The organism is Amaricoccus solimangrovi, assembly GCF_006385685.1.
GTDB lineage: Bacteria > Pseudomonadota > Alphaproteobacteria > Rhodobacterales > Rhodobacteraceae > Amaricoccus > Amaricoccus solimangrovi.
This window is the reverse complement of record NZ_VFRP01000015.1, coordinates 82198-104011: the sequence shown is the minus strand read 5'-3', so window position 1 is coordinate 104011 and position 21814 is coordinate 82198. Positions and strand designations below refer to the sequence as shown.

The 21814-nt window shown below is 70.5% G+C and carries 20 protein-coding genes and 1 pseudogene; 6 read left to right on the top strand and 15 right to left on the bottom strand.

What is annotated here, in order from left to right:
• The 5 genes and pseudogenes from FJM51_RS15110 to FJM51_RS15090 all read right to left on the bottom strand — a co-directional run.
• A pseudogene (locus FJM51_RS15110) lies at positions 1 to 91 on the bottom strand (electron transfer flavoprotein subunit beta/FixA family protein); the annotation flags it as partial.
• A gap of 188 nt (positions 92 to 279) precedes the next feature.
• Positions 280 to 945 carry a PAQR family membrane homeostasis protein TrhA gene (gene trhA, locus FJM51_RS15105; protein WP_140454969.1) on the bottom strand — a complete coding sequence of 222 codons (666 nt, stop codon included), beginning with the start codon at positions 943 to 945 and terminating at the stop codon, positions 280 to 282.
• 115 nt (positions 946 to 1060) lie between these two features.
• Positions 1061 to 1633, bottom strand: a complete 573-nt coding sequence (locus FJM51_RS15100) for a cob(I)yrinic acid a,c-diamide adenosyltransferase (RefSeq protein ID WP_140454968.1) — start codon at positions 1631 to 1633, stop codon at positions 1061 to 1063.
• 3 nt (positions 1634 to 1636) lie between these two features.
• Positions 1637 to 1840, bottom strand: a complete 204-nt coding sequence (locus FJM51_RS15095) for a twin transmembrane helix small protein (RefSeq protein ID WP_140454967.1) — start codon at positions 1838 to 1840, stop codon at positions 1637 to 1639.
• A 65-nt stretch (positions 1841 to 1905) separates the two neighbouring features.
• Positions 1906 to 2766 carry an SDR family NAD(P)-dependent oxidoreductase gene (locus FJM51_RS15090; protein ID WP_140454966.1) on the bottom strand — a complete coding sequence of 287 codons (861 nt, stop codon included), beginning with the start codon at positions 2764 to 2766 and terminating at the stop codon, positions 1906 to 1908.
• 158 nt (positions 2767 to 2924) lie between these two features.
• Between FJM51_RS15090 and FJM51_RS15085 the strand changes: the two genes are divergently transcribed.
• Positions 2925 to 3953 carry an ATP-grasp fold amidoligase family protein gene (locus FJM51_RS15085; RefSeq protein WP_181164570.1) on the top strand — a complete coding sequence of 343 codons (1029 nt, stop codon included), beginning with the start codon at positions 2925 to 2927 and terminating at the stop codon, positions 3951 to 3953.
• A 46-nt stretch (positions 3954 to 3999) separates the two neighbouring features.
• On the top strand, positions 4000 to 6240 hold the full coding sequence (gene parC, locus FJM51_RS15080; protein WP_140454964.1) for a DNA topoisomerase IV subunit A: 2241 nt from the start codon (positions 4000 to 4002) through the stop codon (positions 6238 to 6240).
• A gap of 68 nt (positions 6241 to 6308) precedes the next feature.
• Here the strand turns inward: parC and FJM51_RS15075 are convergent, their stop codons facing one another.
• The 10 genes from FJM51_RS15075 to FJM51_RS15030 form a co-directional block, all read right to left on the bottom strand.
• Complete coding sequence (locus FJM51_RS15075) at positions 6309 to 7205, bottom strand: histone deacetylase family protein (RefSeq protein ID WP_140454963.1); 897 nt, start codon at positions 7203 to 7205, stop codon at positions 6309 to 6311.
• Positions 7202 to 10030, bottom strand: coding sequence for a bifunctional [glutamate--ammonia ligase]-adenylyl-L-tyrosine phosphorylase/[glutamate--ammonia-ligase] adenylyltransferase (gene glnE, locus FJM51_RS15070; protein ID WP_140454962.1), 2829 nt, complete (start codon positions 10028 to 10030; stop codon positions 7202 to 7204). The genes FJM51_RS15075 and glnE overlap by 4 nt, the downstream gene beginning before the upstream one ends.
• A gap of 124 nt (positions 10031 to 10154) precedes the next feature.
• Positions 10155 to 10610: a cytochrome c-type biogenesis protein gene (locus tag FJM51_RS15065; protein WP_140454961.1), complete on the bottom strand. Its 456-nt coding sequence runs from the start codon at positions 10608 to 10610 to the stop codon at positions 10155 to 10157.
• A 5-nt stretch (positions 10611 to 10615) separates the two neighbouring features.
• Positions 10616 to 12595, bottom strand: a complete 1980-nt coding sequence (locus FJM51_RS15060) for a heme lyase CcmF/NrfE family subunit (protein WP_140454960.1) — start codon at positions 12593 to 12595, stop codon at positions 10616 to 10618.
• Between the two features lie 126 nt (positions 12596 to 12721).
• Entirely contained in the window at positions 12722 to 13255 is a 534-nt protein-coding gene (locus tag FJM51_RS15055) for a holin family protein (RefSeq protein ID WP_140454959.1), read from the bottom strand.
• Positions 13246 to 13842, bottom strand: coding sequence for a holin-associated N-acetylmuramidase (locus FJM51_RS15050; protein ID WP_140454958.1), 597 nt, complete (start codon positions 13840 to 13842; stop codon positions 13246 to 13248). Before FJM51_RS15050 ends, FJM51_RS15055 begins: the two co-directional genes overlap by 10 nt.
• Positions 13843 to 14024: 182 nt before the next feature.
• Positions 14025 to 14483, bottom strand: a complete 459-nt coding sequence (gene ccmE / locus FJM51_RS15045; RefSeq protein ID WP_140454957.1) for a cytochrome c maturation protein CcmE — start codon at positions 14481 to 14483, stop codon at positions 14025 to 14027.
• Positions 14484 to 14508: 25 nt separating this feature from the next.
• Positions 14509 to 15330 carry a YihY/virulence factor BrkB family protein gene (locus FJM51_RS15040; RefSeq protein WP_140454956.1) on the bottom strand — a complete coding sequence of 274 codons (822 nt, stop codon included), beginning with the start codon at positions 15328 to 15330 and terminating at the stop codon, positions 14509 to 14511.
• 37 nt (positions 15331 to 15367) lie between these two features.
• Positions 15368 to 16399 carry an N-acetyl-gamma-glutamyl-phosphate reductase gene (argC, locus tag FJM51_RS15035; RefSeq protein ID WP_140454955.1) on the bottom strand — a complete coding sequence of 344 codons (1032 nt, stop codon included), beginning with the start codon at positions 16397 to 16399 and terminating at the stop codon, positions 15368 to 15370.
• 86 nt (positions 16400 to 16485) lie between these two features.
• The gene (locus tag FJM51_RS15030; RefSeq protein ID WP_140454954.1) at positions 16486 to 17301 is read right to left on the bottom strand and encodes a glutamate racemase; all 816 of its coding nucleotides are present in this window, start codon (positions 17299 to 17301) and stop codon (positions 16486 to 16488) included.
• Between the two features lie 182 nt (positions 17302 to 17483).
• On the opposite strand from FJM51_RS15030, the gene FJM51_RS15025 reads away from it, so the two are divergent.
• The 4 genes from FJM51_RS15025 (at position 17484) to FJM51_RS15010 (ending at position 21727) form a co-directional block, all read left to right on the top strand.
• The gene (locus FJM51_RS15025; protein ID WP_140454953.1) at positions 17484 to 18620 is read left to right on the top strand and encodes an alginate lyase family protein; all 1137 of its coding nucleotides are present in this window, start codon (positions 17484 to 17486) and stop codon (positions 18618 to 18620) included.
• Positions 18621 to 18752: 132 nt separating this feature from the next.
• Positions 18753 to 19991 (top strand): LL-diaminopimelate aminotransferase, encoded by a 1239-nt coding sequence (locus FJM51_RS15020; RefSeq protein WP_140454952.1) that lies wholly within the window; start codon positions 18753 to 18755, stop codon positions 19989 to 19991.
• Positions 19988 to 20326: a hypothetical protein gene (locus FJM51_RS15015; protein WP_140454951.1), complete on the top strand. Its 339-nt coding sequence runs from the start codon at positions 19988 to 19990 to the stop codon at positions 20324 to 20326. The genes FJM51_RS15020 and FJM51_RS15015 overlap by 4 nt, the downstream gene beginning before the upstream one ends.
• Positions 20327 to 20440: 114 nt before the next feature.
• On the top strand, positions 20441 to 21727 hold the full coding sequence (locus tag FJM51_RS15010) for a homoserine dehydrogenase (protein WP_140454950.1): 1287 nt from the start codon (positions 20441 to 20443) through the stop codon (positions 21725 to 21727).
• Positions 21728 to 21814: the final 87 nt, after the last annotated feature.

Genomic DNA, 21814 nt, shown 5'->3' with positions numbered 1-21814 from the left:
CGTTCGCGAGATCCACTCCCGACCCGTCCGCCTTCACCCGAACCTTCACGTTGTAGTCGATCACCCGCTTCACGGGCACCAGGATCTTCATCGCTTGCTCCCCTCTCGCCCGGTCAGGGCGGATCTCTCTCCCGCGCGCGCCCCCTGTCGGAAGACGGATCCCGGAGCCTCCGCGCGACGCAAGGATGGTCTAAGGTTGGCCTCGGAGGGGCGCAATAACATTTCGCGACACCCTACAACCAATGGCGACATCCTTCGCCGCCGGCGGACCGGCGGGGGTCAGATCGCCGTCGCGGCGCGGCTCCAGAGTTCGAGCACCACGGCCGCGTAGACGAGCCCGCTTCCCGCGAGGACGAAGACGTGCCAGATCGTGTTGTGGAACCTCAGCCGCTCCCAGAGGAAGAAGACGAGGCCCGTGCTGTAGAGCGCGCCGGCGAGGATCACGAGATCGCGGCCCGCCGGCGTCAGCGCCGTGATCATCTGGCGCCCCAGGACGAGCCCGGCCCAGCCGAGGCCGAGATAGAGCGCGAGCGCCGGCCAGCGCGGCCGGGGGGGACCGAAGAGCACCATGGTCACGCCCGCGAGCGCCACCGCCCAGACACCGGCGAGAAAGACGCCGGCGGAGGTGCCGGTCAGCACGACGAAGGGCGTATAGGCGCCGGCGATCTTGATGTAGATCGCCGACTGGTCAACGCGGCGCAGGTAGTCGTGCCAGGCGGGGCTGGTGACGAAATTGTAGAAGGCCGAGCAGCAGAACATCGCGATCAGCGTGACGCCGTAGATGACCAGCGCCGTGATCGTGGTGGCGTCGCCCACCCAGAGGGCCGCGAGCGTGACGAGAACGGGCACGGCGATCAGCGCGGCCAGGATGGCGGCGCCATGTACGACCGCGTCCGATATGATCTCCGCGCGCGAATAGGTCGCGGCTTCCCGACGGATCTCCATTCCTGGACCCTCCCCGCGGAGCCGGTCCGGAGACACCGGAGGCCCCATGAACAATATAGGGCAAATCCGCGAGTCTCAAAATGATCCGAAGGCGGGGCAGGCCTCGGAGAGGCGGCTAGCGGTTCGCGCCGGGAACCCAGAGCACGTCGGCCGCGCCCTTGTCGTTGGCGATCCGCGCCGCGACGAAGAGCCAGTCGGAGAGGCGGTTGAGGTATTTCACCGCCTCGGCATTGACCGTCTCCGCCGCGGCGAGCTCGATCGCGAGCCGCTCCGCCCGCCGGCAGACGGTGCGGGCGAGGTGCAGATGCGCCGAAAGCGCGGAGCCGCCGGGCAGGATGAAGCTCCGGAGCGGGGTCAGCTCCGCGTTGAACGCGTCGATCTCGGATTCCAGCCGGTCGACCTGGGCCGCCGCCATGCGCAGCCGCGGATATTTCGCCGTCGCGTCGTTCTCGATGTCGGGCACGCAGAGATCGGCGCCGAGGTCGAAGAGGTCGTTCTGGATCCGCGACAGCGCCGGATCGAGCTCCGCCGTCGCATGGAGCCGGGCGAGGCCGAGCGTCGCGTTGAGTTCGTCGACCGTGCCATAGGCCGAGACCCGGGGCGCGTGCTTGGGCACCCGCGTCCCGTCGCCGAGCGCGGTCTCCCCCTTGTCGCCGGTGCGGGTATAGATCCGGTTCAGCACTACCATCGTTCAGCCTTTGCGCGAGAGATAGACGAACAGCACGATCAGCACGACGGCGATGAACTGCGCGAGCAGGCGCAGCCGCATGATCTTGTTCGCATGCTTGCGGTTGAAGTCTCCGCCCTTGGCGAAGCCGCCCACGCCGACCAGCAGCACGCCCACGGTCACCAGACAGGCGATCGCCGCGAGGATGAAGAGGGGATCGTGGATCATGGCGGGTGGCTCCGGCTCGGGTTTCCTTGGGTACCGGATCGACCGCGGTTTTGCAAAGCGGGCGATCAGCGCCCCGCGACGACGCGGTCGAGCCAGCGCGCCGGCAGCAGCCGGCGCAGGATCGCCGCCGCGCGGGCGGGATGGGTCACGGTGTAGCGCGCGGCGGGCCGTTTCGCCTCGAGCGCGGCGACGAGTTTCGCGGTGACCGCGCCGGGAGGAAGTTCGAACCGGTCGGGGCGGGAGCGTTCGGCATAGAGGCGCGGCAGGAGCTCGCGCGCGTAGCGCGCCGCGTGGGGCGAGGCGCGCCAGTTCACATGCCGCTCGAATCGGGGGATCGATTTGGCACGGAAGGGCGTGCCGATCGGCCCGGGTTCGATCAGAACGACCGCGATCCCGCTGCCGCGCAACTCGAGGCGGAGCGTGTCCGTCAGCCCCTCGAGCGCGAATTTCGTCGCGACATAGGCGCCCCGCCAGGGTGCCGCGACGAGGCCCAGTACCGAGGAATTCATCACGATCCGCCCGGAACCGCGCGCGCGCATGCCGGGCAGGATGCGATTCGTCAGGTCGAACTGACCGAGGAGGTTGACCTCGAAGATCTCGCGAAACGCCGCCCGCGGCATGTCCTCGACGGCGCCGGGAATCGCGAAGGCGCCGTTGTTGAAGAGCGCGTCCGGCATGCCACCGAGCCGCTCCGCCGTTTCCGGGATGGCGCGGCGGATGCTGTCCTCGCAGGAGAGGTCGAGCGGGAAGCTCTCGAGCCCCGCGGTTTCGAGCCGTTCGCAGTCTTTCGGGTCGCGGCAGGTCGCGAGCACGCGCCAGCCGCGCGCGGCGAGTGTCCGCGCGGCGTCGAGGCCGATTCCCGAGGAGCAGCCGGTGATGAGGATCGAACGCGCCGAGCCGTCGGCGGGGGAGGGAGTCGGGGTCATGACCTCTTCTTCGCAGGAGCACACGTTAAACTTGCATCATGCCGGCCCCTCGCTTTGACGCCGGCCCTTCACGCGCGGGCGCGCATGGTCTACATGGTGCGCGGGGGAGGGGCCTGTCCATGTCCTGGCATGGGTCGGCGTGTTGCACGGAGGAGGCGATGCCTCGTTATGACGCGGACCGCGACGCCTTCGTGGCCCGGATCGACCGCCAGAGGCGATGGCTGGGCCGAGGGGCCAAGCTCCTGAAAGCGTTCGGAATGCTGAGGCAGCCGGTGCAGGAGACGATCTACGAGCGGGTCTTTTCCTCCGAGCTCGAGATGCTGACCTACGCCTATGCCCGCAAGAACGACCACCTGCCCGATCTCGTCAATCCGACGTGGTACAACGAGAAGGTCCGCTGGCAATTCCTGCACCATCCCAATCCGCTGATGAGCCTCGTCGCCGACAAGATCGCGGTGCGCGATTACGTCCGCTATCGCGGAGGATGTATCCAGCCGCCGCGGCTGATCGCCCAAGGCTGGACGCCCCGGGATCTCGCGGGCGCGAACCTGCCGGCGAGATTCGTCCTGAAGACGAGCTTCGGCAGCGGCCAGAACCATATCGAGCGCGGCGAGACGCCGACGCGCCGCTCGGATCTGGTGGCGAAGCTCGCGCGCTGGATGGGCTACGACCAGTGGCGCAGCACCGGCGAGTTTCACTACCGCGCGGTTCCCAAGCGCTGGCTGGTCGAGGAATACGTGCCCTCCGCGCCCGGCGGGCAGCTCGAATACAAGATCTTCTGCATGATGGGCGAGCCGGTCTTCATCCTCGTCGTCAAGGGCCGGAACGAGCACGGCTACCGGCGCAACCTCTACACGCCGGACTGGAAGCCCACCGCTTTCCACTGGAAGGGCTTTCCGGTCGATCCTGAGCCGGTGCCGCGGCCGGACCGGCTCGAGGACATGCTGGCCGACGCCCGGCTCTACGCGCGGGATTTCATGAGCGTCCGCGTCGATTTCTTCGGCAGCGCCGGGGGCCGGTTCGATTTCTCCGAGCTCACCTTCGCGAGTGCGGCGGCGCGGGTGCCCTTCACGCCGGAGGAGGTCAACGTGCGCCTCGGGGACATGATCGACCTCTCCCGCGCCGACGAATATCTCGAACACGGAAAGCGGATCGCCGCCGAACTCGGCTGGCCCCCGGAACGCTGACGCTTTCGCGCTGGACGGGTGGCCGCGGGCTCGGTACGAGACTGCGATGGCCGACCCGACCGACGATCTCCCCTCCGGTGACATGACCTTCGAGGCGCTTTCGACCGCGCTCGGGGAGCGTTACCTCACCTACGCGCTTTCGACGATCACCCACCGCGCGCTGCCCGACGCGCGCGACGGGCTGAAGCCGGTGCACCGGCGCATCCTCTATGCGATGCGCGGGCTGAGGCTCGATCCCGGCACCGCCTTCCGCAAATGCGCGAAGATCGTCGGCGAGGTGATGGGCAACTACCACCCGCACGGCGATCAGGCGATCTATGACGCGCTGGCCCGGCTCGCGCAGGATTTCAACGTCCGTTATCCGCTGGTCGACGGCCAGGGCAATTTCGGCAATATCGACGGCGACAACCCGGCGGCGCAGCGCTACACCGAGGCGCGGCTGACCTCGGCCGCGGCGGCGCTGATGGAAGGGCTCGCCGAGGACGCGGTCGATTTCCGCGACAATTACGACGGGTCCGAGCGCGAGCCCGTGGTCCTGCCCGCCGGCTTCCCGAACCTCCTCGCGAACGGATCGAGCGGGATCGCCGTCGGCATGGCGACCAACATCCCGCCGCACAACATCGACGAACTCTGCCGCGCCTGCCTGCATCTCATCAGGGCGCCGGGCGCCTCGGACGAGAAGCTGCTCGATTTCGTGCAGGGGCCGGACTTCCCGACCGGCGGCGTCATCGTGGAGCCGCGCGCGAACATCAAGGAGGCCTATCGCACGGGGCGGGGCAGCTTCCGGCTTCGCGCGCGCTGGGCGGTCGAGGATCTCGGGCGAGGCCAGTGGCAGGTCGTGGTCACCGAGATCCCCTACCAGGTGCAGAAGGGCCGGCTGATCGAGCGGATCGCCGAGCTCATCAACGCGAAGAAGGTGCCGGTCCTCGCCGATGTGCGCGACGAGAGCGCCGAGGATCTCAGGATCGTGCTGGAGCCGAGGGCCCGCACGGTCGACGCCGCCGTGATGATGGAGATGCTGTTCAAGGCGAGCGACCTCGAGACCCGCTTCGCGCTCAACATGAACGTGCTGATCGACGGCCGCACGCCGAAGGTCTGTTCCCTCAGGGAAGTGCTGCGCGCCTTCCTCGATCACCGCCGCGACGTGCTGCTGCGCCGCTCCCGCTTCCGGCTCGGCAAGATCGAGGCGCGGCTCGAGATCCTCGAGGGCTATCTCGTGGCCTACCTCAACCTCGACCGGGTGATCGAGATCATCCGGACCGAGGACGAGCCGAAGGCGGTGATGATGGCGGAATTCCATCTCACCGACACCCAGGCCGAGGCGATCCTCAACATGCGCCTGCGGAGCCTGCGCAGGCTCGAGGAAATGGAGATCCGGGGCGAGCGCGACGCGCTGACCGCGGAGCGCGAGGCGCTGATCGCGCTGCTCGGCTCGGAGGAGGCGCAGTGGAGCCGGATCGCGGACGAGCTGCGCGAGGTCCGCAAAGCCTTCGGGCGCGAGGCGCCGGGCGGCGCGCGGCGGACCGAGTTCGAGGACATGCCCGCCGTCGAGGACGTGGCCTACGAGGCGATGATCGAGCGCGAGCCGATCACGGTCGTCTGTTCCGAGATGGGCTGGATCCGCGCGATGAAGGGCCATCTGCCCGACGACGCGGAACTGCGGTTCAAGGACGGCGACGGGCCGCGCTTCCTGATCCGGGCGGAGACGACCGACCGGCTGCTGCTGCTCAGCTCGAACGGGCGGATGTTCACGCTCTCCTGCGCGAACCTGCCCGGCGGCCGCGGCATGGGCGAGCCGATCCGGCTGATGGCGGACCTGCCGAACGAGGCGCGGATGGTCGCGCTCTTCATCCACCGTCCGGGCGGCCGGCTGCTTCTCGCCTCCGACGCGGGCGACGGCTTCATCCTGCCCGAGGACGAGGCGCTGGCGCAGACGCGCGGCGGCAGGCAGGTCCTGAACCTGCGCGGCGAGGCGCGGGCGAAGGTCTGCCGGCCGGTCCGGGGCGATCACGTCGCCGTCGTCGGCGAGAACCGCAAGCTGCTGGTCTTTCCGGCCGCGGAACTCGACGAGATGGCGCGCGGCAAGGGCACCCGGCTGCAGCGCTACAAGGACGGCGGGCTGAGCGACGCGATCACCTTCGATCTCGCCGGCGGACTGAGCTGGAAGGATCCCGCCGGGCGTACGCGCACCGTCACGGCCGCGGATCTCGCTGAATGGGTCGGCAAGCGCGCCGACGCGGGCCGCATGGCCCCCCGCGGCTTCCCGCAGAACAACCGCTTCGAGTAGGGCGGACCTCGGTCCGCCGTCGGTGGCGCGCGTCGGTGGCGCGCGGGGGCGGCGGACAGATGTCCGCCCTACCGCGCGGCTTCCTCGAACAGGATCGCGTGGCGGGCGGCGAGGCGGAGCGGATCGGCGTCGTAGCCGCCCCCGAGCACGCCGACGAGCGGGATGCCCCGCGCGCGCGCCCAGCCGATCACCAGCGCGTCCCGCGCCCGGAGCCCTTCGTCGGAGAGGCCGAGCCGGCCGAGCCGGTCGTCGCGATGCGGATCGACGCCGGCGTTGTAGAAGGCGATCCGGGGCCGGAACGCCTCCGCCGCCGCGAGCGCATGGGCGAGCACCTCGAGATAGGGCCGGTCCGCCAGCCCGTCGGGCAGCGGATAATCGAGGCTCGAGACCGCCTTGCGGGCCGGATAGTTGCGCTCGGCATGAAGCGAGAGGGTCAGCACCTCGGCGCGGCCGGCGAAGATCTCGGCCGTGCCGTCACCCTGATGCACGTCGCAATCGATCACCAGCACGCGCGCGGCCTGCCCCTCCGCGAGCAGTGCCTGGGCGGCGACGGCGACGTCGTTGAAGACGCAGAACCCGGCGCCCCCCGCCGGCCCCGCGTGATGCGAGCCGCCGGCCATGTTGAGCGCGAGCCCGTGTTCGAGCGCGAGCCGCGCGGCGAGCAGCGTGCCGGCGGCCGAGAGAAAGGCGCGCCGGGCGACGGCCGGGGTGCCGGGCAGGCCGATGCGCCGTTCCTCGTCCCGCGTGAGGGTCTGGTTCGCCACCCGTTCCACGTAGTCGATCGCATGGACCGCGGCGACGGCCGCGAGGCGCGCGGGCGCCGGCGCCACGTAGCCCCCCGCGGCCGGCAGCAGGCCCCGCGCGATCAGCGCCTCGCGCAGATAGCCGTATTTCGACATCGGGAAGCGGTGGTTGGGGCGAAGCTGGGCCATGTAGTCCGGGTGGTAGACGATCGGAGGCGTCATCCTCCTGCCTCCGCCGCCGCCTCGCCCCCGCCGAGCTTCCGGCGGATGATCGCATCGGCCGCCTCGGCCGAGGCCGCGAGCCGCGCGCGCAGCGCGTCGAGATCGGGCTCGTCGGTCGCGGCCAGCAGCAGGTCAACGAGCCCACGCCCCATCTCGGCCGGATCGCGGGTCCGGTCGCTCGCGAGGCGCAGGATCTGCTGCGTCGTCGCGAAGGCCGCGTGCGCGGCTTCGAGCGCGGCCGCCTCGGGGCCGGTCAGCCAGCCGACGCGGGCGAGCCGCGAGAGCATCCGCCGCGGCCGGTGCAGCCGGGAGAGCCCGCGCAGGAGCGCGCCGGCCTGGGCGAGCAGCTCGATATCCATCATCCGGCCCGGCCCCAGCTTCACCTCCCAGGGATCGGCCGCCGCCGCCTCCTTCGCCTCCGCCAGCCGGCGGCGCATGTCGCGCACGTCCGCCAGCACCTTCTCCGGGTCATGGGCGCGGGTCAGCGCCGCGTCGATCGCCTCGCCCACGCGCTCCGCGAGCAGATGCGGCCCGGCGACCACGCGCGCGCGGGTCAGCGCCAGATGCTCCCAGGTCCAGGCCTGTTCCTCCTGATAGGCGGCGAAGGAGGCGAGGCTGGTCGCGAGCGGCCCCTGCCGGCCCGAGGGGCGCAGGCGCATGTCCACCTCGTAGAGGATGCCCTCGGACATCGGCGCCGAGAGCGCGGCGATGATCGCCTGGGTGAAGCGCGCGTAATAGGTCGAGACGGGCAGGGGGCGCCGGCCCTCCGAGCTTTCCGCGCCCTCGGCGTCGTAGATCACGATCAGGTCGAGGTCGGAACTCGCCGTCATCTCGCGGCTGCCGAGCTTGCCCATCGCGACGACCACCGCGCCCGCCCCGGGCGGGAGGCCGTGGCGGGACGCGAAATCGCGCGTCACCACCGGCAGGACCGCGGCCAGCACCGCCTCGGCGACGGCGGAATAGGCGTCTCCGGCTTCTTCCGAACTCGCGATCCCGCGCAGCAGGTGAACGCCGATCCGGAACCGCCGCTCCTTCGTCCAGATTCGGGCGAAGTCGAGCGCGGATTCGTAATCCTCGATCTCCGCGAGCCGTCCCGCCAGTTCGTGGCGCAGATCCGCCGCGCCCCGGAGCGGGCGGTAGAAGTCGCGTGACAGCACCGCGTCGAGCACGCCGGCGTTGCGCCCGAGATAGCGCGCGAGTTCCGGCGTCGATCCGCAGACATCGACGATCAGGTCGAGCACCTTCGGATTGGCCTCCATGAGCGAGAAGAGCTGCACGCCCGCGGGCTGCACCTTGAGGAACCCGTCGAAGAGGTTGAGCGCCTGATCCGGGCTCGCGGACTTGCCGATCTGGGTCAGGATCCGCGGCAGCAGCCGCCGGAAGAGTTCCCGCGCCCGGTCGGAGCGGAGCGCGGGCAGCCGGGTCCACCCCTGGATCGTCGCCTCCGCCGCCTCCGGATCGGCGAAGGCGACCTCGGGCGGCTCGGGCGGCGCGCCGCCGGGGGCGAAGAACGGCTCGGTCAGTTCGTGGACGCTCCGGAACCGGTCGAGCAGCTCGGATTCGAAGCGCGCGGGGTCGGCGGCGCAGAAGTCGACGAGCCGCGCCAGCCCCTCCTCCGTCGCCGGCATCCGGTGCGTCTGCGCGTCGTCGAGCATCTGCAGCCGGTGCTCGAGCGCGCGATGGGCGAGATAGGCGTCCGACAGCGCCGCGGCCGTCGCGGGCTCGACCCATCCCTTCGCCGTCAGCGCCTCGAGCGCGCCGAGCGTGTCGCGCTGACGGAGCCCCGCGTCGCGGCCGCCGGTGATGAGCTGGCGGGTCTGGGTGAAGAACTCGATCTCGCGGATGCCGCCCCGGCCCAGCTTCACGTCGTGACCGAGGATCTGGAGCGGCCCGGTCAGCTTCTTGTGCTCCCGGATGCGGAGGCGCATGTCATGCGCGTCCTGGATCGAGGCGAAATCGAGGTGGCGGCGCCAGATGAATGGCCGCAGCCGTTCGAGGAAGGCCCAACCCGCGTCGATCGCCCCCGCGCAGGGCCGGGCCTTGATGAAGGCCGCGCGCTCCCAGGTGCGGCCGACGCTCTCGTAGTAGTTTTCCGCCGGATCGGTCGCGATGCAGACCGGCGTCACCGAGGGGTCGGGCCGGAGCCGCAGGTCCACGCGGAAGACATAGCCCTCGGCGGTGATCTCGGAGAGGAGCTTCACCAGCCGCTGCGTGACGCGGATGAAGACCTTGCGCACGTCGCCGTAGTCGTCCGGATCGTGCCGCGTCTCGTCGAACATCACGATCAGGTCGATGTCGGAGGAATAGTTGAGTTCCCCCGCGCCCATCTTGCCCATGGCGAGCGCGAACATCCCCGCCGTCGCGCCGGTCTCCGCGGGATCGACCCTCAGCTTTCCCCGCGCGATCTCCTCGGCGACGAGGCCCCTCAGCGCGAGATCGACCGCGCGGTCGGCGAGATCGGTCAGCGTCTGGGTCACCTTCAGGACGGGCCAGACGCCGCCGAGATCGGCGAGCGCGGTCAGGAGCGCCGCCCGGCGCTTGGCGACGCGCAGGCGCGTGCCGAGCGGCCCGCCATCCTCGGCCTCGACAGCCGCGAGGATCTCCCCGAAAGCCCGCTCCGGCGGCTGGTCCAGCGCCGCGCGCAGCCAGTCCGCCTCGCGCCGCATCAGCCCGTCGAGAAAGCCCGAGCAGCCCGCCGTTCCGGCGAGGAGCGTCCGGGGCGCCTCGGGCAGGTCGGCGAAGAGCGTCTCGATCTCGGCGGCGCGGTCGCGGTCATGCGGGCGCGGCGCCGCGGTGATCGCCGAGGCGAGCGGTCCGGTGATCATGGCCCCCGCTCCCGGAGGCGGGCGGGGGAAGTGGGGTCTTTGGGCACGGATCATCCTCCCGGCCTGGCCGCGGGGTCGGTTCGGGACGATAGCGGCGCGGGGGCGCGGGGAAAAGGCGGGCGCGTCAGTCTTCCATGAGCCGCGCCAGCCGCCGCTCTTCCTCCGGGGTCAGCCCCGGCGGCGCGGCGTCGGGCGCCTTCGCGCGGCGCCGGATGAAGACGAGGGCGAGGCCGCCCCCGATCAGCAGGAAGGCGGGGCCCGAGAGCCAGAGCGCCGCGTTGAAGGCGGAGAAGCGGGGCCGGAACAGCACGTATTCGCCGTAGCGGTCGACGACATACTCGACCACCTGCGCGTCGTCGTCGCCGGCCACGATCCGCTCGCGCACCATGAGCCGCAGGTCGCGCGCGATGTCGGCGTTGCTCTCGTCGAGCGATTCGCTCTGGCAGACGACGCAGCGCAGCTCCTTGGTGATCGCCCGCGCCCGCGCCTCCTGCGCTGGATCGGGCAGCATCTCGTCCGGCTGCACCGCGAAGGCGCGGAGCGGCGCGAGCAGGAGCAGGGCGAGGAGGAGGGCGCGCACCGGGCTCACTCCGCCGCGACCGCGCCGCGTGGCGCGCGGGGCGCGGGGGCGCCGACGCGGTAGCGCCGGTCGGTCAGGCTGACGATCCCGCCGAGCGCCATCACCATCGCGCCGATCCAGATCCAGTTCGCCATCGGCTTCACATAGGTCCGGACCGCCCAGCCGCCGTCCTTCTGCGCGTCGCCGAGCGCGACGTAGAGGTCGCGCGTCAGGCCGCGGTCGATCGCCGCCTCGGTCGTGGGCATCCGCTGCACCGGGTAGAAGCGCTTCTGCGGGTGGAGCGTCGCGATCTGGCGCGCGCCCCGGAAGACGGCGACGGTCGCCGTCTCGGTCTGGTAGTTCGGCCCCTCCGCCGCCTCCACCTTGTCGAGGCGCAGCGTATAGGCGCCGACCGGCCAGCTCTCGCCGAGCCGGGCCACGCGGATGTCCTCGCTCGCCCAGGCGGTGATACAGGCGATGCCGAGGATCGAGAGACCGAGCCCGGCATGGGCGAGCGCCTTGCCCCAGTCCGCGCGGGGCAGGCCGCGGAGCCGCCGCGCCGTCTCGGAAAGCGCGGCCTCGCCCGCGCGGGCGCGGAGCGCGAGATCGGTGAAGGCGCCAAGGACGAGCCAGACGCTGAGCGCGATCCCGATCGGGGCGAGCATCGAGCGCCCGGTCTGGAGCTGCCAGGCGAGCGCGCCGAGAGCGAGGGCGAGGATCCCCGGGACGCGCAGCGACCGCGCCGCCCGGCCGAGCCTGCCCCGCTTCCAGGGCAGCATCGCGAAGATCGGCAGGATCACCGCGACCGCGACCATGAAGGGGGTGAAGGCGAGATCGAAGAACGGCGGCCCGACCGAGATCTTGCGGCCGGAGGTGACCTCCGCGATCAGCGGCCAGAGCGTGCCGAAGAAGACGACCAGGGTCGCGACGACGAGAAGCACGTTGTTGAAGACGATCCCGCTCTCCCGGCTCACCATGCCGAAGACCGCGCTCGAGCGCAGCTCCGCCGCCCGCCAGGCGTAGAGCATCAGCGAGCCGCCGGTGAAGGCGCCGAGGATCAGGAGCAGGAAGACGCCCCGGTCCGGATCGTTCGCGAAGGCGTGGACCGAGGTGATGACGCCGGAACGCACCACGAAGGCGCCGACCATCGAGAAGGAGAAGGCGAGGATCGCGAGCAGGATGGTCCAGCTCTTCAGCGTGTCGCGCTTCTCGACCACGATGGCCGAATGCAGGAGCGCGCAGGAGATGAGCCAGGGCATGAAGCTCACGTTCTCGACGGGATCCCAGAACCACCAGCCGCCCCAGCCGAGCTCGTAATAGGCCCAGATCGAGCCGAAGGCGATGCCGATGGTGAGGAACACCCAGGCGAGCAGCGTCCAGGGCCGCACCCAGCGCGCCCAGGCCGCGTCCACCCGGCCCTCGATCAGCGCGGCGATGGCGAAGGAATACGCCATCGAGAGCCCGACATAGCCGAGGTAGAGGAAGGGCGGGTGGAAGGCGAGCCCCGGATCCTGCAGCAGCGGGTTGAGGTCGTTGCCGTCGATCGGCGGGTTCGCGAGCCGGATGAACGGGTTCGAGGTCCAGAGGATGAAGGCGAAGAAGGCGACCGCGATGCCCGCCTGCACGCTCAGCACGCGCGCCCTGAGCGCGGGGGGCAGATTCGACCCGCCCCAGGCGACCATGGCGCCGAAGAGTGTCAGGATCAGCATCCAGAGCATCATCGAGCCTTCGTGGTTCCCCCAGGTGCCGGCGATCTTGTAGATCATCGGCTTCAGCGAATGCGAATTCTCGGCGACGAGGCGCACCGAGAAGTCCGAGACCACGAAGGCGTGCATCAGCGCGAGGAAGGCGAAGGCCGTGAGCAGGAACTGCGCGCCGGCCGCGGGGATCGCCACGCCCATCCAGTCGGTCCAGCCCTTCGAGGCGCCGACCATGGGCACGACCATCTGAACGACGGCGACGAGAAAGGCGAGGATGAGGGCGAAATGCCCCAGCTCGACGATCATGGCTCCCCCTCCGGCTGGACGGGGCGCACTATGGTGCGAAACGGCGGCGGGGGCAATTCACGCAACCGTCGGAGGCGAGGCCCCGGTCCGCCGCCCCGGCGGCGACGGCGTGGCGGAGGACCGCCCCTAACGCGTCGCACGCCATTCCTCGATCGCGGCGTTGAAGGCCGGATCGGCCGCCCTGACCTCGATCCCGGGCGCCGCCGCGCGGGGAGGGAGCCCGCCGAGAAACGGTCGCGCCGCGGCCTTGGCACCCGGCGCCCGCGCCGCCTGGGTCCGGCCGCGCGCGTAATGCAGTTCGCGCGCGCCGAAATAGAAGGAGACGATGGCGCCAAGCAGCCACCAGAGCGGTTCGGGCACCAGCGCGAGCGCCTCCATGCGCCGGGCGAAGCCCTCCGGCGAGATCATCGAATAGGCGAAGAGGCCGAGCGTGGCCGCGACGAGCAGCGGCCGGGGCAGCCGGTTCAGCCCGTTCATGAACCGGTCGAACCAGCCCGCCGGCGCCTGCTGGAACTCGGCCGCGTATTGGGAAAGCGCCGCCTGGCCCATCGCCGCCTCGGCCGCGTCGCGCTCCGCGCGGTTGCCGACGAAGACCTGCGCCAGTTCGCCCACCGCGCCCGCGACCTCGCGCGCGCCGAGGATATTGCCGATCAGCCCCATGTCCTGACCCTCTCGTCGTGCTGCGCGCGGGTGAAATGGAAGCGCGCGGCGATGAATTCCTCGGCCCGGGTGATCCAGCCGCCCTTGCCGCCGTCCCGCGCCCGGGCGAACTTCCGGCTCGCGGGCCTCAGATCCCCGAGCCGGTAGTAGTAGTTGCGCCGCTCGATCCCGTAGGCGTCGACGAGATGGCCGGGCGCCATCGCCATCGCCTTCTGCGCCGCGCGCGCGGTGCCCTGGCCGATCACGCCGTCGTCGCGCAGCTTCATCCCGAAGGCCGTCATCAGCCGCTGCAGGATCCTGACCGCGTTGGCGCCGGCGTTCACCTGCATGTCGAAGACGCTGGCGCGCAGCGGCTCGGGAAGCAGGTCGATCCGGGGCCTGGCGTAATAGAACCGGACGTAGATCTCCGCCGCCTCCTCGGCGCTCAGCGCCCTGAGGTCGTCGATGCCCGCCCGGGCGCCGCGCAGGCTCCGGAGCGTCGCGAGCGTGACGCCGAACTTCGTCGCCCCGCCGGGATCGTCGGGGTCGTTCACATATCCGCCCTCGCGCCGGACGATCTCCCGGGCGAGGCTCTCCACCGTCTGCATGGGATGCGAGGCTCCTGACCGCGGGATCGGAAGCCGGACGGATGAGCGCGCGCGGCTGCTCGATCCGTTTCTTCGGAGGGAGGATTGGCCGGGAATGGTTAGGATCGGGTTACGCCCTCGCCGGCCCGCGGGGCGGACCCCGGTCCGCCATTTCCGCCGGGGGCGGCGGACAGATGTCCGCCCTACGAGCCTGGCTTTCCGCCCTCCGGCTTGAACAGGCCCTGTTCCTTCAGCGCGTCCGCGACTTCCTTCGGCATGTAGTTCTCGTCATGCTTCGCGAGGATCTCGCTCGCCACGAAGGTGCCGTCCTCGAGCGCGCCGGAGGCGATCACGCCCTGGCCCTCGCGGAAGAGGTCGGGCGGGATGCCCCTGAAGGCCACGGCCTGCGTCGCGCCGCCATCGGTGATGTCGAACCGCACCACGCCGTCGCTCTCCCGGACCACCGATCCCTCGGCCACCAGCCCGCCGAGCCGGAACCGCTCGCCGGCGCGCGCCGGATGTTCCGCGAGTTGCGAGGGGCTGCGGAAGAACTCGATTCCGTCGCGCATCGCATAGCCGACGATGCCCGTGGCGAGCGCGAGCATGACCGCGCCGAGCGCCATCAGCTGGACACGGCGCCTTTTCCTGAGCCCGACCGCCATCTCGCTCTCCTCCCGCGCGGGATTCTCAGGTCATCAGCTGGCGCTGGATCGGCGCGAGCTTGTTGAGTTCCGCGTTCAGTTCCGCCCCGAATATAATCGTCGCGCCCGTCAGGTAGAAGAACATGAGCGTGATGATAACCCCCGCCAAGGTCCCATAGGTGACGGTATAGGTCGGTGTGAAGCTCAGATAGAGCGTGAATCCGCCCGCCGCCGCGAGCCAGATCAGCGTCGAGACGATGACCCCGGGCCAGACCACGGTCCCCGGAAGGTGCCGCCCCGGCAGCCAGCGGTGCATCAGCGTGAGAAATCCCACGAAGACCCCGATTCCGAAGCCATAGGTCACGTAGCCCGCGAAGGAGGGGACGCGGACATGCGCGTATTCCGAGAGCAGGCGCAGGATGAGCGGCGAGAGCAGGATCGAGATCCCGAGCAGCGCCGCGACCACCGCGCCGAGCAGCACGATGCCGAGCGCCATCGCCCGGTTCACGATGAAGTGTCTCGGATCGATGATGCCATAGGCGCGGTCGAAGGCGATCCGGAACGCCTCGACCGCGTTCGAGGCGACCCAGACCGCGAAGAGCGCCGAGAGCGTCAGCACCTCGCTCGACTGCTTGCCGAGCACTTCCTCGACCACCGGCTCGAGCGTCAGCGCCACGTGCTGCGGCGCGATCTGGAACAGCGCGTCGATCACCTTCTCCGACCGGCTCTCGCCCACGAGGATGCCGGTCAGCGTCGCCGCGAAGATCATGAAGGGGAAGATCGAGAGCAGCCCGGAGAAGGCGATGTAGCCCGCCATGGCCGAGCCGTCGTTGCTCTGGAACCGGTTCAGCGTGTTCCAGAGCACCACGCAGGCCCGCCAGATCTTCCGCCGCCGCCTCACGCCGTCAGGGGAAGAGCGGGGCGGCCATGAGCCCGGCCGTCTCCGGCAGGCCGAGCATCAGGTTCGCGTTCTGCAGCGCCTGCCCCGAGGATCCCTTCGTGAGATTGTCGAGCGTCGAGAAGACCATGACCCAGCCGGGCCGCCGGTCGGGGACGACGCCGAGATGAACGAAGTTCGATCCCCGCACGTGCCGCGTGGCCGGCGCCTCGCCGAGCGGCAGGACCACCATGAAGGGCTCGCCCGCGTAGGTCTCGGCGAGCGCCTTGTGGACGGCCTCCGGCTCGCCGCGCACATAGACGGTGGCGAGGATGCCGCGGTTCTGCGGCAGCAGGTGGGGCGTGAAGGTCACCTCGACCGGCCGGCCGGCCGCCTTCGTGAACTCCTGGTCGAATTCCGCGAGATGGCGGTGCTTCGCGACGTTGTAGGCGTGATAGCCTTCGGAGACCTCGGAATGGAGCGAGCCCTCCTTCGGCGAGCGGCCCGCGCCGGAGACGCCGGTGGCGAGGTCGATGAGGATCATCTCCGGATCGATCACGCCGGCGCGCAGCAGCGGCAGGATCGCGTATATGCCCGTCGCCGCGTTGCAGCCGGTGCCCGCGACCAGCCGCGCCGATTTGATCTCGTCGCGGTAGAACTCGGTCAGCCCGTAGACCGCCTCCGCCTGCAGGTCGAGCGCGAGATGCTCGTGCCCGTACCATTTCGCATAGACCTCAGGGTCGCGGATCCGGAAATCGGCGGAGAGATCGACGACCTTCAGATCCCGCGGCAGCTTCGCGATCACCTCCTGGCTCGTCGCATGCGGCAGCGCGCAGAAGGCGAGGTCGATGCCGGCGAAATCCACCGCGTCGATCGCGGTGAGCCGGGGCAGGTCGAGATGGCGCAGATGCGGGAAGACCTCGCCCATGCTCTGTCCGGCCTTGCGGTCCGCGGTCAGCGCGGCGATCCGGATCGAGGGGTGGGTCGCGATCAGCCGGACCAGCTCGGCGCCGGTATAGCCGCTGGCGCCGAGAATGGCGACGTTGAAGGTCTTGCTCATGACGCTCCAGGGACGGACGGTTCGAATCGGGATTAGAACAATCTTTCCCGGCGATCAATCTGCCGGGGCCGGTGCGCGCCGGCGCGTCAGGCCGACCGGAAGGGCAGCGCGGTTCCGGTGAAGACCCGCGCGCGGGCGCCGACGGCGGCGGGGTCGCCGGTGGTAAGGTAGCTCACGGCGCCCGAGCCTCCCTCGAAGCGGCGGTGGCGCCCGAGATAATCCGCGAGGCTCGCCGCGATCAGCGCGGGCTGGGAGACGAGCGTGGTCGCCCTGGGCAGCGCGGCGCGGAACGCCGCCTCGACCAGCGGATAATGCGTGCAGCCGAGCACCGCGGACTGCGGCGCCGGCAGGTGCCGGAGCAGCGCCTCGACGTGATCGCGCGCGATCAGGGCCGCGGCGGCGAGCTCGCCCGCCTCGATCGCCTCGACGAGGCCGACGCAGGCGCGCGGCACCACGGTCACGTCGCGGGCGCGGAACCTCAGTTCGCGTGGGAAGGCGCCGCTCTGTACCGTCGCCGCCGTCGCGAAGAGCGCGACGTCGCGCAGCCCGGTATGGGTCGGCGGCGTGTTGTCGCCCCAGTCGCGGCGCGTCAGATGCTCGATCACCGGCACGAAGACGCCGAGCACGCGATGCGCCGCCGGGTTGAGCCAGTTCACCTGCAGATCGTGCAAGGCGACGGCCGAGGCGGTGTTGCAGGCGAGGATGACGAGCCCGCAGCCCTCCTCGAAGAGCCGCGCGACCCCGGCGATGGTGAGATCGTAGATCTCGACCGGCGGCCTCGGACCGTAGGGCGCGTTCGCATTGTCCCCGAGATAGACGAAGTCCTGGCCGGGCAGCGCGCGACGCAGCGCCTCCAGGATGGTGAGCCCCCCGAGGCCGCTGTCGAAGACACCTATGGGCATGATTTCCGCGTCGTCTCCGACCGTTTCGCCTGAGCGGGCAGGCCGCCCGCGGGCGCGATCATATCGGGCGCGGCGGCGGAGACAATGGCCGCGGGCGCGTCTCCGCGCGCCTCCGGTTCGGAGGTTTCAAATCGGGCGCCGGCCCGCTATCAGAGGCCAAGGTCGCGGAGGAGGAAGCGGAAATGATACGTTCGACGGTGATCCTCGGCCTCGGGGCGCTGCTCGTCGCGGGCTGCGCGGCGATGCCGGCGGGACAGGGCGCCTTCAGTCAGTCCGGTGCCGTGGCGGGGGCCGACGCGCTCTTCCCCGTCGCCCGGCGCGGCGGCGAGCTGCATGCGAACAACGGCGCCACCGGCCAGCCGATGGGCGTGGGCGTCTGCCCGCGCGAGAAGGATCTCACCGACTATTCCGCGCTCCTGCCCCAGTCGCTCGCCGCCTTCCCGCCCGGGCCGAAGCCCGAATACACCAAGGCGCCGCGCGATTTCGGCCGCGCGTTCAACACGGACGCCTATCGCGTGCTGCTGACCCAGGACATGGGGCGGGCGCGGCGCGACATCGACGCGCTCCGCGCCCATGCCGAGCGCGATGCCTGGGTTCCCGCCGTCCAGAGCAATTCGGCGGCGAGCGCGGTGATCGAGGGAATGGGCTCGGTGCTGCCGGCCTGGCAGATCCTGCGCCAGACCGCCGTCGCGACGCCCGAGGACCGGACGCTGATCGACGGCTGGCTCCAGCGCGCCGCCGAATACGCCGACACCCATCCGGGCGAGAACAACGCGGGCACCTTCCGGGGCGCGAACGACATGCTCTGGGGCGCGATGTCGGGCGACCGGGCGCGGTTCCGCAAGGGCGTCGAGCAGGGCTACATGGCCCAGCTGCGCCGGATGCGCCCGGACGGCAGCTTCCCGCTCGAGACCGACCGGGGGGTGAAGGCGCTGGAGAATTCGAGCCGGAACATCGCGCTCATGGTCTATTCCGCCCAGATCGGCCTCTCGGGGGGCGTGGACCTCTACGCGACGGAGGTGGACGGCAAGAGCCTCGACGACGCGATCTCCTTCCTCGTCCGCGCGGCGGACAACAACGCGCTCGTCGACGTCTATGCGAAGGACGACCGCAACCCGAGCCCGGGCACGCCGCCCTTCCGGCCGGATTCGCAGGTCTCGCCCTTCGGCAATCCGTCGCGGGGCTGGATCAAGCTCTATACCGACCGGTTCCCGGGAACGGAGCTGTCGCGCGCGCTGCTCGCGCATGTCGATCTGCCCGCGCGGATCCAGTCCGACACGGTCGGCGGCGTCGTGACCTGCTACGCGAGCCGGATCTGACCGCGCCGCGATGCGATCCGGGGCCTTCGCGCGCGCGCCCCGGACATGCGTGATCGTGGCGGCCAGGACTGTTGCGGCGCGCGGGCCGGGGGTATAACAAGCGCGTCCGGCCGCCTTCGGAGCTCGATCGCCATGTCTGAGGAATTCTACCGCATCAAGCGGCTTCCGCCCTACGTCTTCGCCGAGGTGAACCGCCTCAAGGCAAAGTACCGCGCCGAGGGGATGGACATCATCGACTTCGGCATGGGCAACCCCGATATGGATACGCCCTCCCATATCGTCGAGAAGCTCGTCGAGACGGTGCGCCGCTCGCGCACGCACCGCTATTCCGCCTCGAAGGGCATTCCGGGCCTGCGCCGCGCCCAGGCCGGCTATTACGAGCGCCGCTTCGGCGTGAAGCTCGATCCGGAGAAGGAGGTCATCGCGACCCTCGGCTCCAAGGAGGGGCTTGCGAATCTCGCGATGGCGATCACCGCGCCCGGCGACGTGATGCTGGTGCCCAATCCCTCCTACCCGATCCATCCCTACGGCTTCATGATCGCGGGCGGTACGCTCCGGCACGTGCCGGCGCTCCACGACGGGCGGTTCGATCCGGAGCAGTATCTCCGCGCGCTCGACCGCGCGGTGCTGCATTCGGTGCCGAAGCCGGTGGCGGTGGTCGTCTCCTTCCCGTCGAACCCGACGGCGCAGGTCTGCGATCTCGACTTCTACCGCGACCTGATCGCCTTCGCGAAGAAGCACCATCTCTGGGTGCTCTCCGATCTCGCCTATGCCGAGATCTATTTCGACGACAATCCTCCGCCCTCGATCCTGCAGGTCGAAGGGGCGAAGGACGTCGCGGTCGAGTTCACCTCGCTCTCCAAGACCTATTCGATGCCCGGCTGGCGCATGGGTTTCGCGGTCGGCAACCAGCGGCTCGTGGACGCGCTGACGCGGATCAAGAGCTACCTCGACTACGGCGCCTTCACGCCGGTCCAGGTCGCCGCCGCCGCCGCGCTCAACGGCCCGCAGGATTGCGTGGCCGAGATCCGCGGGATCTACAAGCACCGCCGCGACGTGCTGGTGGACACGATGGGCCGCGCCGGCTGGACCATTCCCTCCCCGCCCGCGACCATGTTCGCCTGGGCGCCGGTGCCCGAACCCTTCCAGTCGATCGGCTCGATGGGCTTCTCCAAGATCCTGCTGCGCGAGGCCGAGGTCGCGGTGGCGCCCGGCGTCGGCTTCGGCGAATACGGCGAGGGCTATGTGAGGCTCGGCCTCGTCGAGAACGAGCAGCGGATCCGCCAGGCCGCCCGCGGCGTCAGGAAGGTCATGCAGAACGCCGAGGCGCTGCTCGACAAGTACCACGCAGAGGAAGAGGTCGCCGCGTGACCGAGGAGGAATGGGATTTCGAGGAGCAGCGCGCCGACACCGAGATGACGGTCGCCCAGCTCATCGAGGAGACGGAACTGACCGGGGAGAGCGTCATCACGCTCGACCTCGAATTCGTCCCGGAGGACGAGGGCGCGGATACCGCGGCCTTCGTCAAGGCGCTCGAGAGCTTCGGCTATCTGGCGAGCGCGACGGATCCCGACGGACGGGTCGATGTCTCGGTGCTCGACATTCCCTTCACCGTCGAGGCGATCTGGACGCATGAGGAGCGGACCTCGAAGATCGCGCTCGCCCGCGGCTTCCTGCCCGACGGCTGGGGGTTCTGGGAACCCTGAGCCGTCCCGACGCCCCCTGTCCCGGCCGGTGACGGGCGAGGCCGACTTCGAGATTGCGGCGCGCCCGGCACTCCACTACGAGGAAGCGCCATGCCTCGAAGCCCGGAGACCGACATGAACAATCCCCTGCGCGTCGCCATCGCGGGTCTCGGCACGGTCGGGGCCGGCGTGATCAGGGTGATCCAGGAAAACGGCGGGCTCATCGCCGCGCGGGCCGGCCGGCCGGTCGAGATCGTCGCGATCAGCGCGCGCTCGCGCGGCCGCGACCGCGGCGTCGACATCTCCGCCTATGACTGGGAGGACGATCCGGTCGCCCTCGCGCGCCGCGACGACGTGGACCTCGTGATCGAGGTGATCGGGGGCGAGGACGGGCCGGCGAAGGCCACCGCGCTGACCGCGCTCGGCTCGGGCAAGCATGTCGTGACCGCGAACAAGGCGATGATGGCGCGTCACGGCCAGATGCTCGCCGAGAAGGCGGAGGCGGCGGGCGCGGCGCTCCGGTTCGAGGCCGCGGTCGCGGGCGGGATCCCGATCGTGAAGGCGCTGACCGAGGGGCTCGCCGGCAACCGGATCCGCCGCGTCATGGGCGTGATGAACGGCACCTGCAACTACATCCTGACCCAGATGGAGGCGACCGGCGCCTCCTACGAGACCGTGCTCGCCGAGGCGCAGCGGCTCGGCTACGCCGAGGCGGATCCGAGTTTCGACGTGGGCGGGATCGACGCGGCGCAGAAGCTCGCGCTGCTCGTCTCGATCGCCTTCGGCACCCGGGTCGATTTCGACGCGGTCGCGATCGAGGGGATCGAGCGTGTGAGCCTCGCCGATATCGAGCAGGCCGCCGACATGGGCTACCGGATCAAGCTGCTCGGCGTCGCCCAGGCCAACGCCGACGGGCTCGAGGCGCGGATGCAGCCCTGCCTCGTGCCCGCGCATTCCCCGATCGGCCAGCTCGAGGGCGTGACGAATCTCGTGCTCGTCGAGGGCGATTTCGTCGGCCAGATCGTCTGTCAGGGCCCCGGGGCGGGCGCCGGCGCGACCGCCTCGGCCATCGTCGGCGACGTGATCGACGTGGCGCGGGGCCTCGTCATGCCGGCCTTCGGCCAGCCCGCCGGCGCCCTCGCCGCGGCGAACCGGACGGCGGAGGGGCTGCCGGCCGCCTATTACCTGCGCTTCTCGCTCACCGACGCGCCCGGCGTGCTGGCCCGGGTCGCCGCCGCGCTCGGGGAGGCCGGCATCTCGATCAACCGGATGCGCCAGTACGAACACGCCGACGCGGAGGCGCCGGTGCTGATCGTCACCCACCGCGCCGAGCGCGCGGCGCTCGACGGGGCGCTCGCCCGGATCGCCGCGCTCGACGTCTGCCGCGCGGCGCCGGTCGCGATCCGGATCGAGGACGTGTGAGGGGTCTCGGGCGCGAACCGGTCCCGCCCCGGGCGAAACGGGTTTCTCGGCGCCGGCATAATGTCTAGAACGTGGCCAAGGCAGCTG

Bases quoted from the DNA above. Each gene is read 5' to 3' on its own strand.
- trhA (WP_140454969.1), bottom strand. From the start codon at position 945: ATGGAGATCCGTCGGGAAGCCGCGACCTATTCGCGCGCGGAGATCATA.
- FJM51_RS15050 (WP_140454958.1), bottom strand. From the start codon at position 13,842: ATGCAGACGGTGGAGAGCCTCGCCCGGGAGATCGTCCGGCGCGAGGGC.
- FJM51_RS15060 (WP_140454960.1), bottom strand. From the start codon at position 12,595: ATGATCGTCGAGCTGGGGCATTTCGCCCTCATCCTCGCCTTTCTCGTC.
- FJM51_RS15010 (WP_140454950.1), top strand. From the start codon at position 20,441: ATGAACAATCCCCTGCGCGTCGCCATCGCGGGTCTCGGCACGGTCGGG.
- FJM51_RS15025 (WP_140454953.1), top strand. From the start codon at position 17,484: ATGATACGTTCGACGGTGATCCTCGGCCTCGGGGCGCTGCTCGTCGCG.
- FJM51_RS15020 (WP_140454952.1), top strand. From the start codon at position 18,753: ATGTCTGAGGAATTCTACCGCATCAAGCGGCTTCCGCCCTACGTCTTC.
- FJM51_RS15100 (WP_140454968.1), bottom strand. From the start codon at position 1,633: ATGGTAGTGCTGAACCGGATCTATACCCGCACCGGCGACAAGGGGGAG.
- ccmE (WP_140454957.1), bottom strand. From the start codon at position 14,483: ATGGCGGTCGGGCTCAGGAAAAGGCGCCGTGTCCAGCTGATGGCGCTC.
- FJM51_RS15085 (WP_181164570.1), top strand. From the start codon at position 2,925: ATGCCTCGTTATGACGCGGACCGCGACGCCTTCGTGGCCCGGATCGAC.
- FJM51_RS15095 (WP_140454967.1), bottom strand. From the start codon at position 1,840: ATGATCCACGATCCCCTCTTCATCCTCGCGGCGATCGCCTGTCTGGTG.
- FJM51_RS15030 (WP_140454954.1), bottom strand. From the start codon at position 17,301: ATGCCCATAGGTGTCTTCGACAGCGGCCTCGGGGGGCTCACCATCCTG.
- FJM51_RS15055 (WP_140454959.1), bottom strand. From the start codon at position 13,255: ATGGGGCTGATCGGCAATATCCTCGGCGCGCGCGAGGTCGCGGGCGCG.
- parC (WP_140454964.1), top strand. From the start codon at position 4,000: ATGGCCGACCCGACCGACGATCTCCCCTCCGGTGACATGACCTTCGAG.
- glnE (WP_140454962.1), bottom strand. From the start codon at position 10,030: ATGATCACCGGACCGCTCGCCTCGGCGATCACCGCGGCGCCGCGCCCG.
- FJM51_RS15090 (WP_140454966.1), bottom strand. From the start codon at position 2,766: ATGACCCCGACTCCCTCCCCCGCCGACGGCTCGGCGCGTTCGATCCTC.
- FJM51_RS15075 (WP_140454963.1), bottom strand. From the start codon at position 7,205: ATGACGCCTCCGATCGTCTACCACCCGGACTACATGGCCCAGCTTCGC.
- argC (WP_140454955.1), bottom strand. From the start codon at position 16,399: ATGAGCAAGACCTTCAACGTCGCCATTCTCGGCGCCAGCGGCTATACC.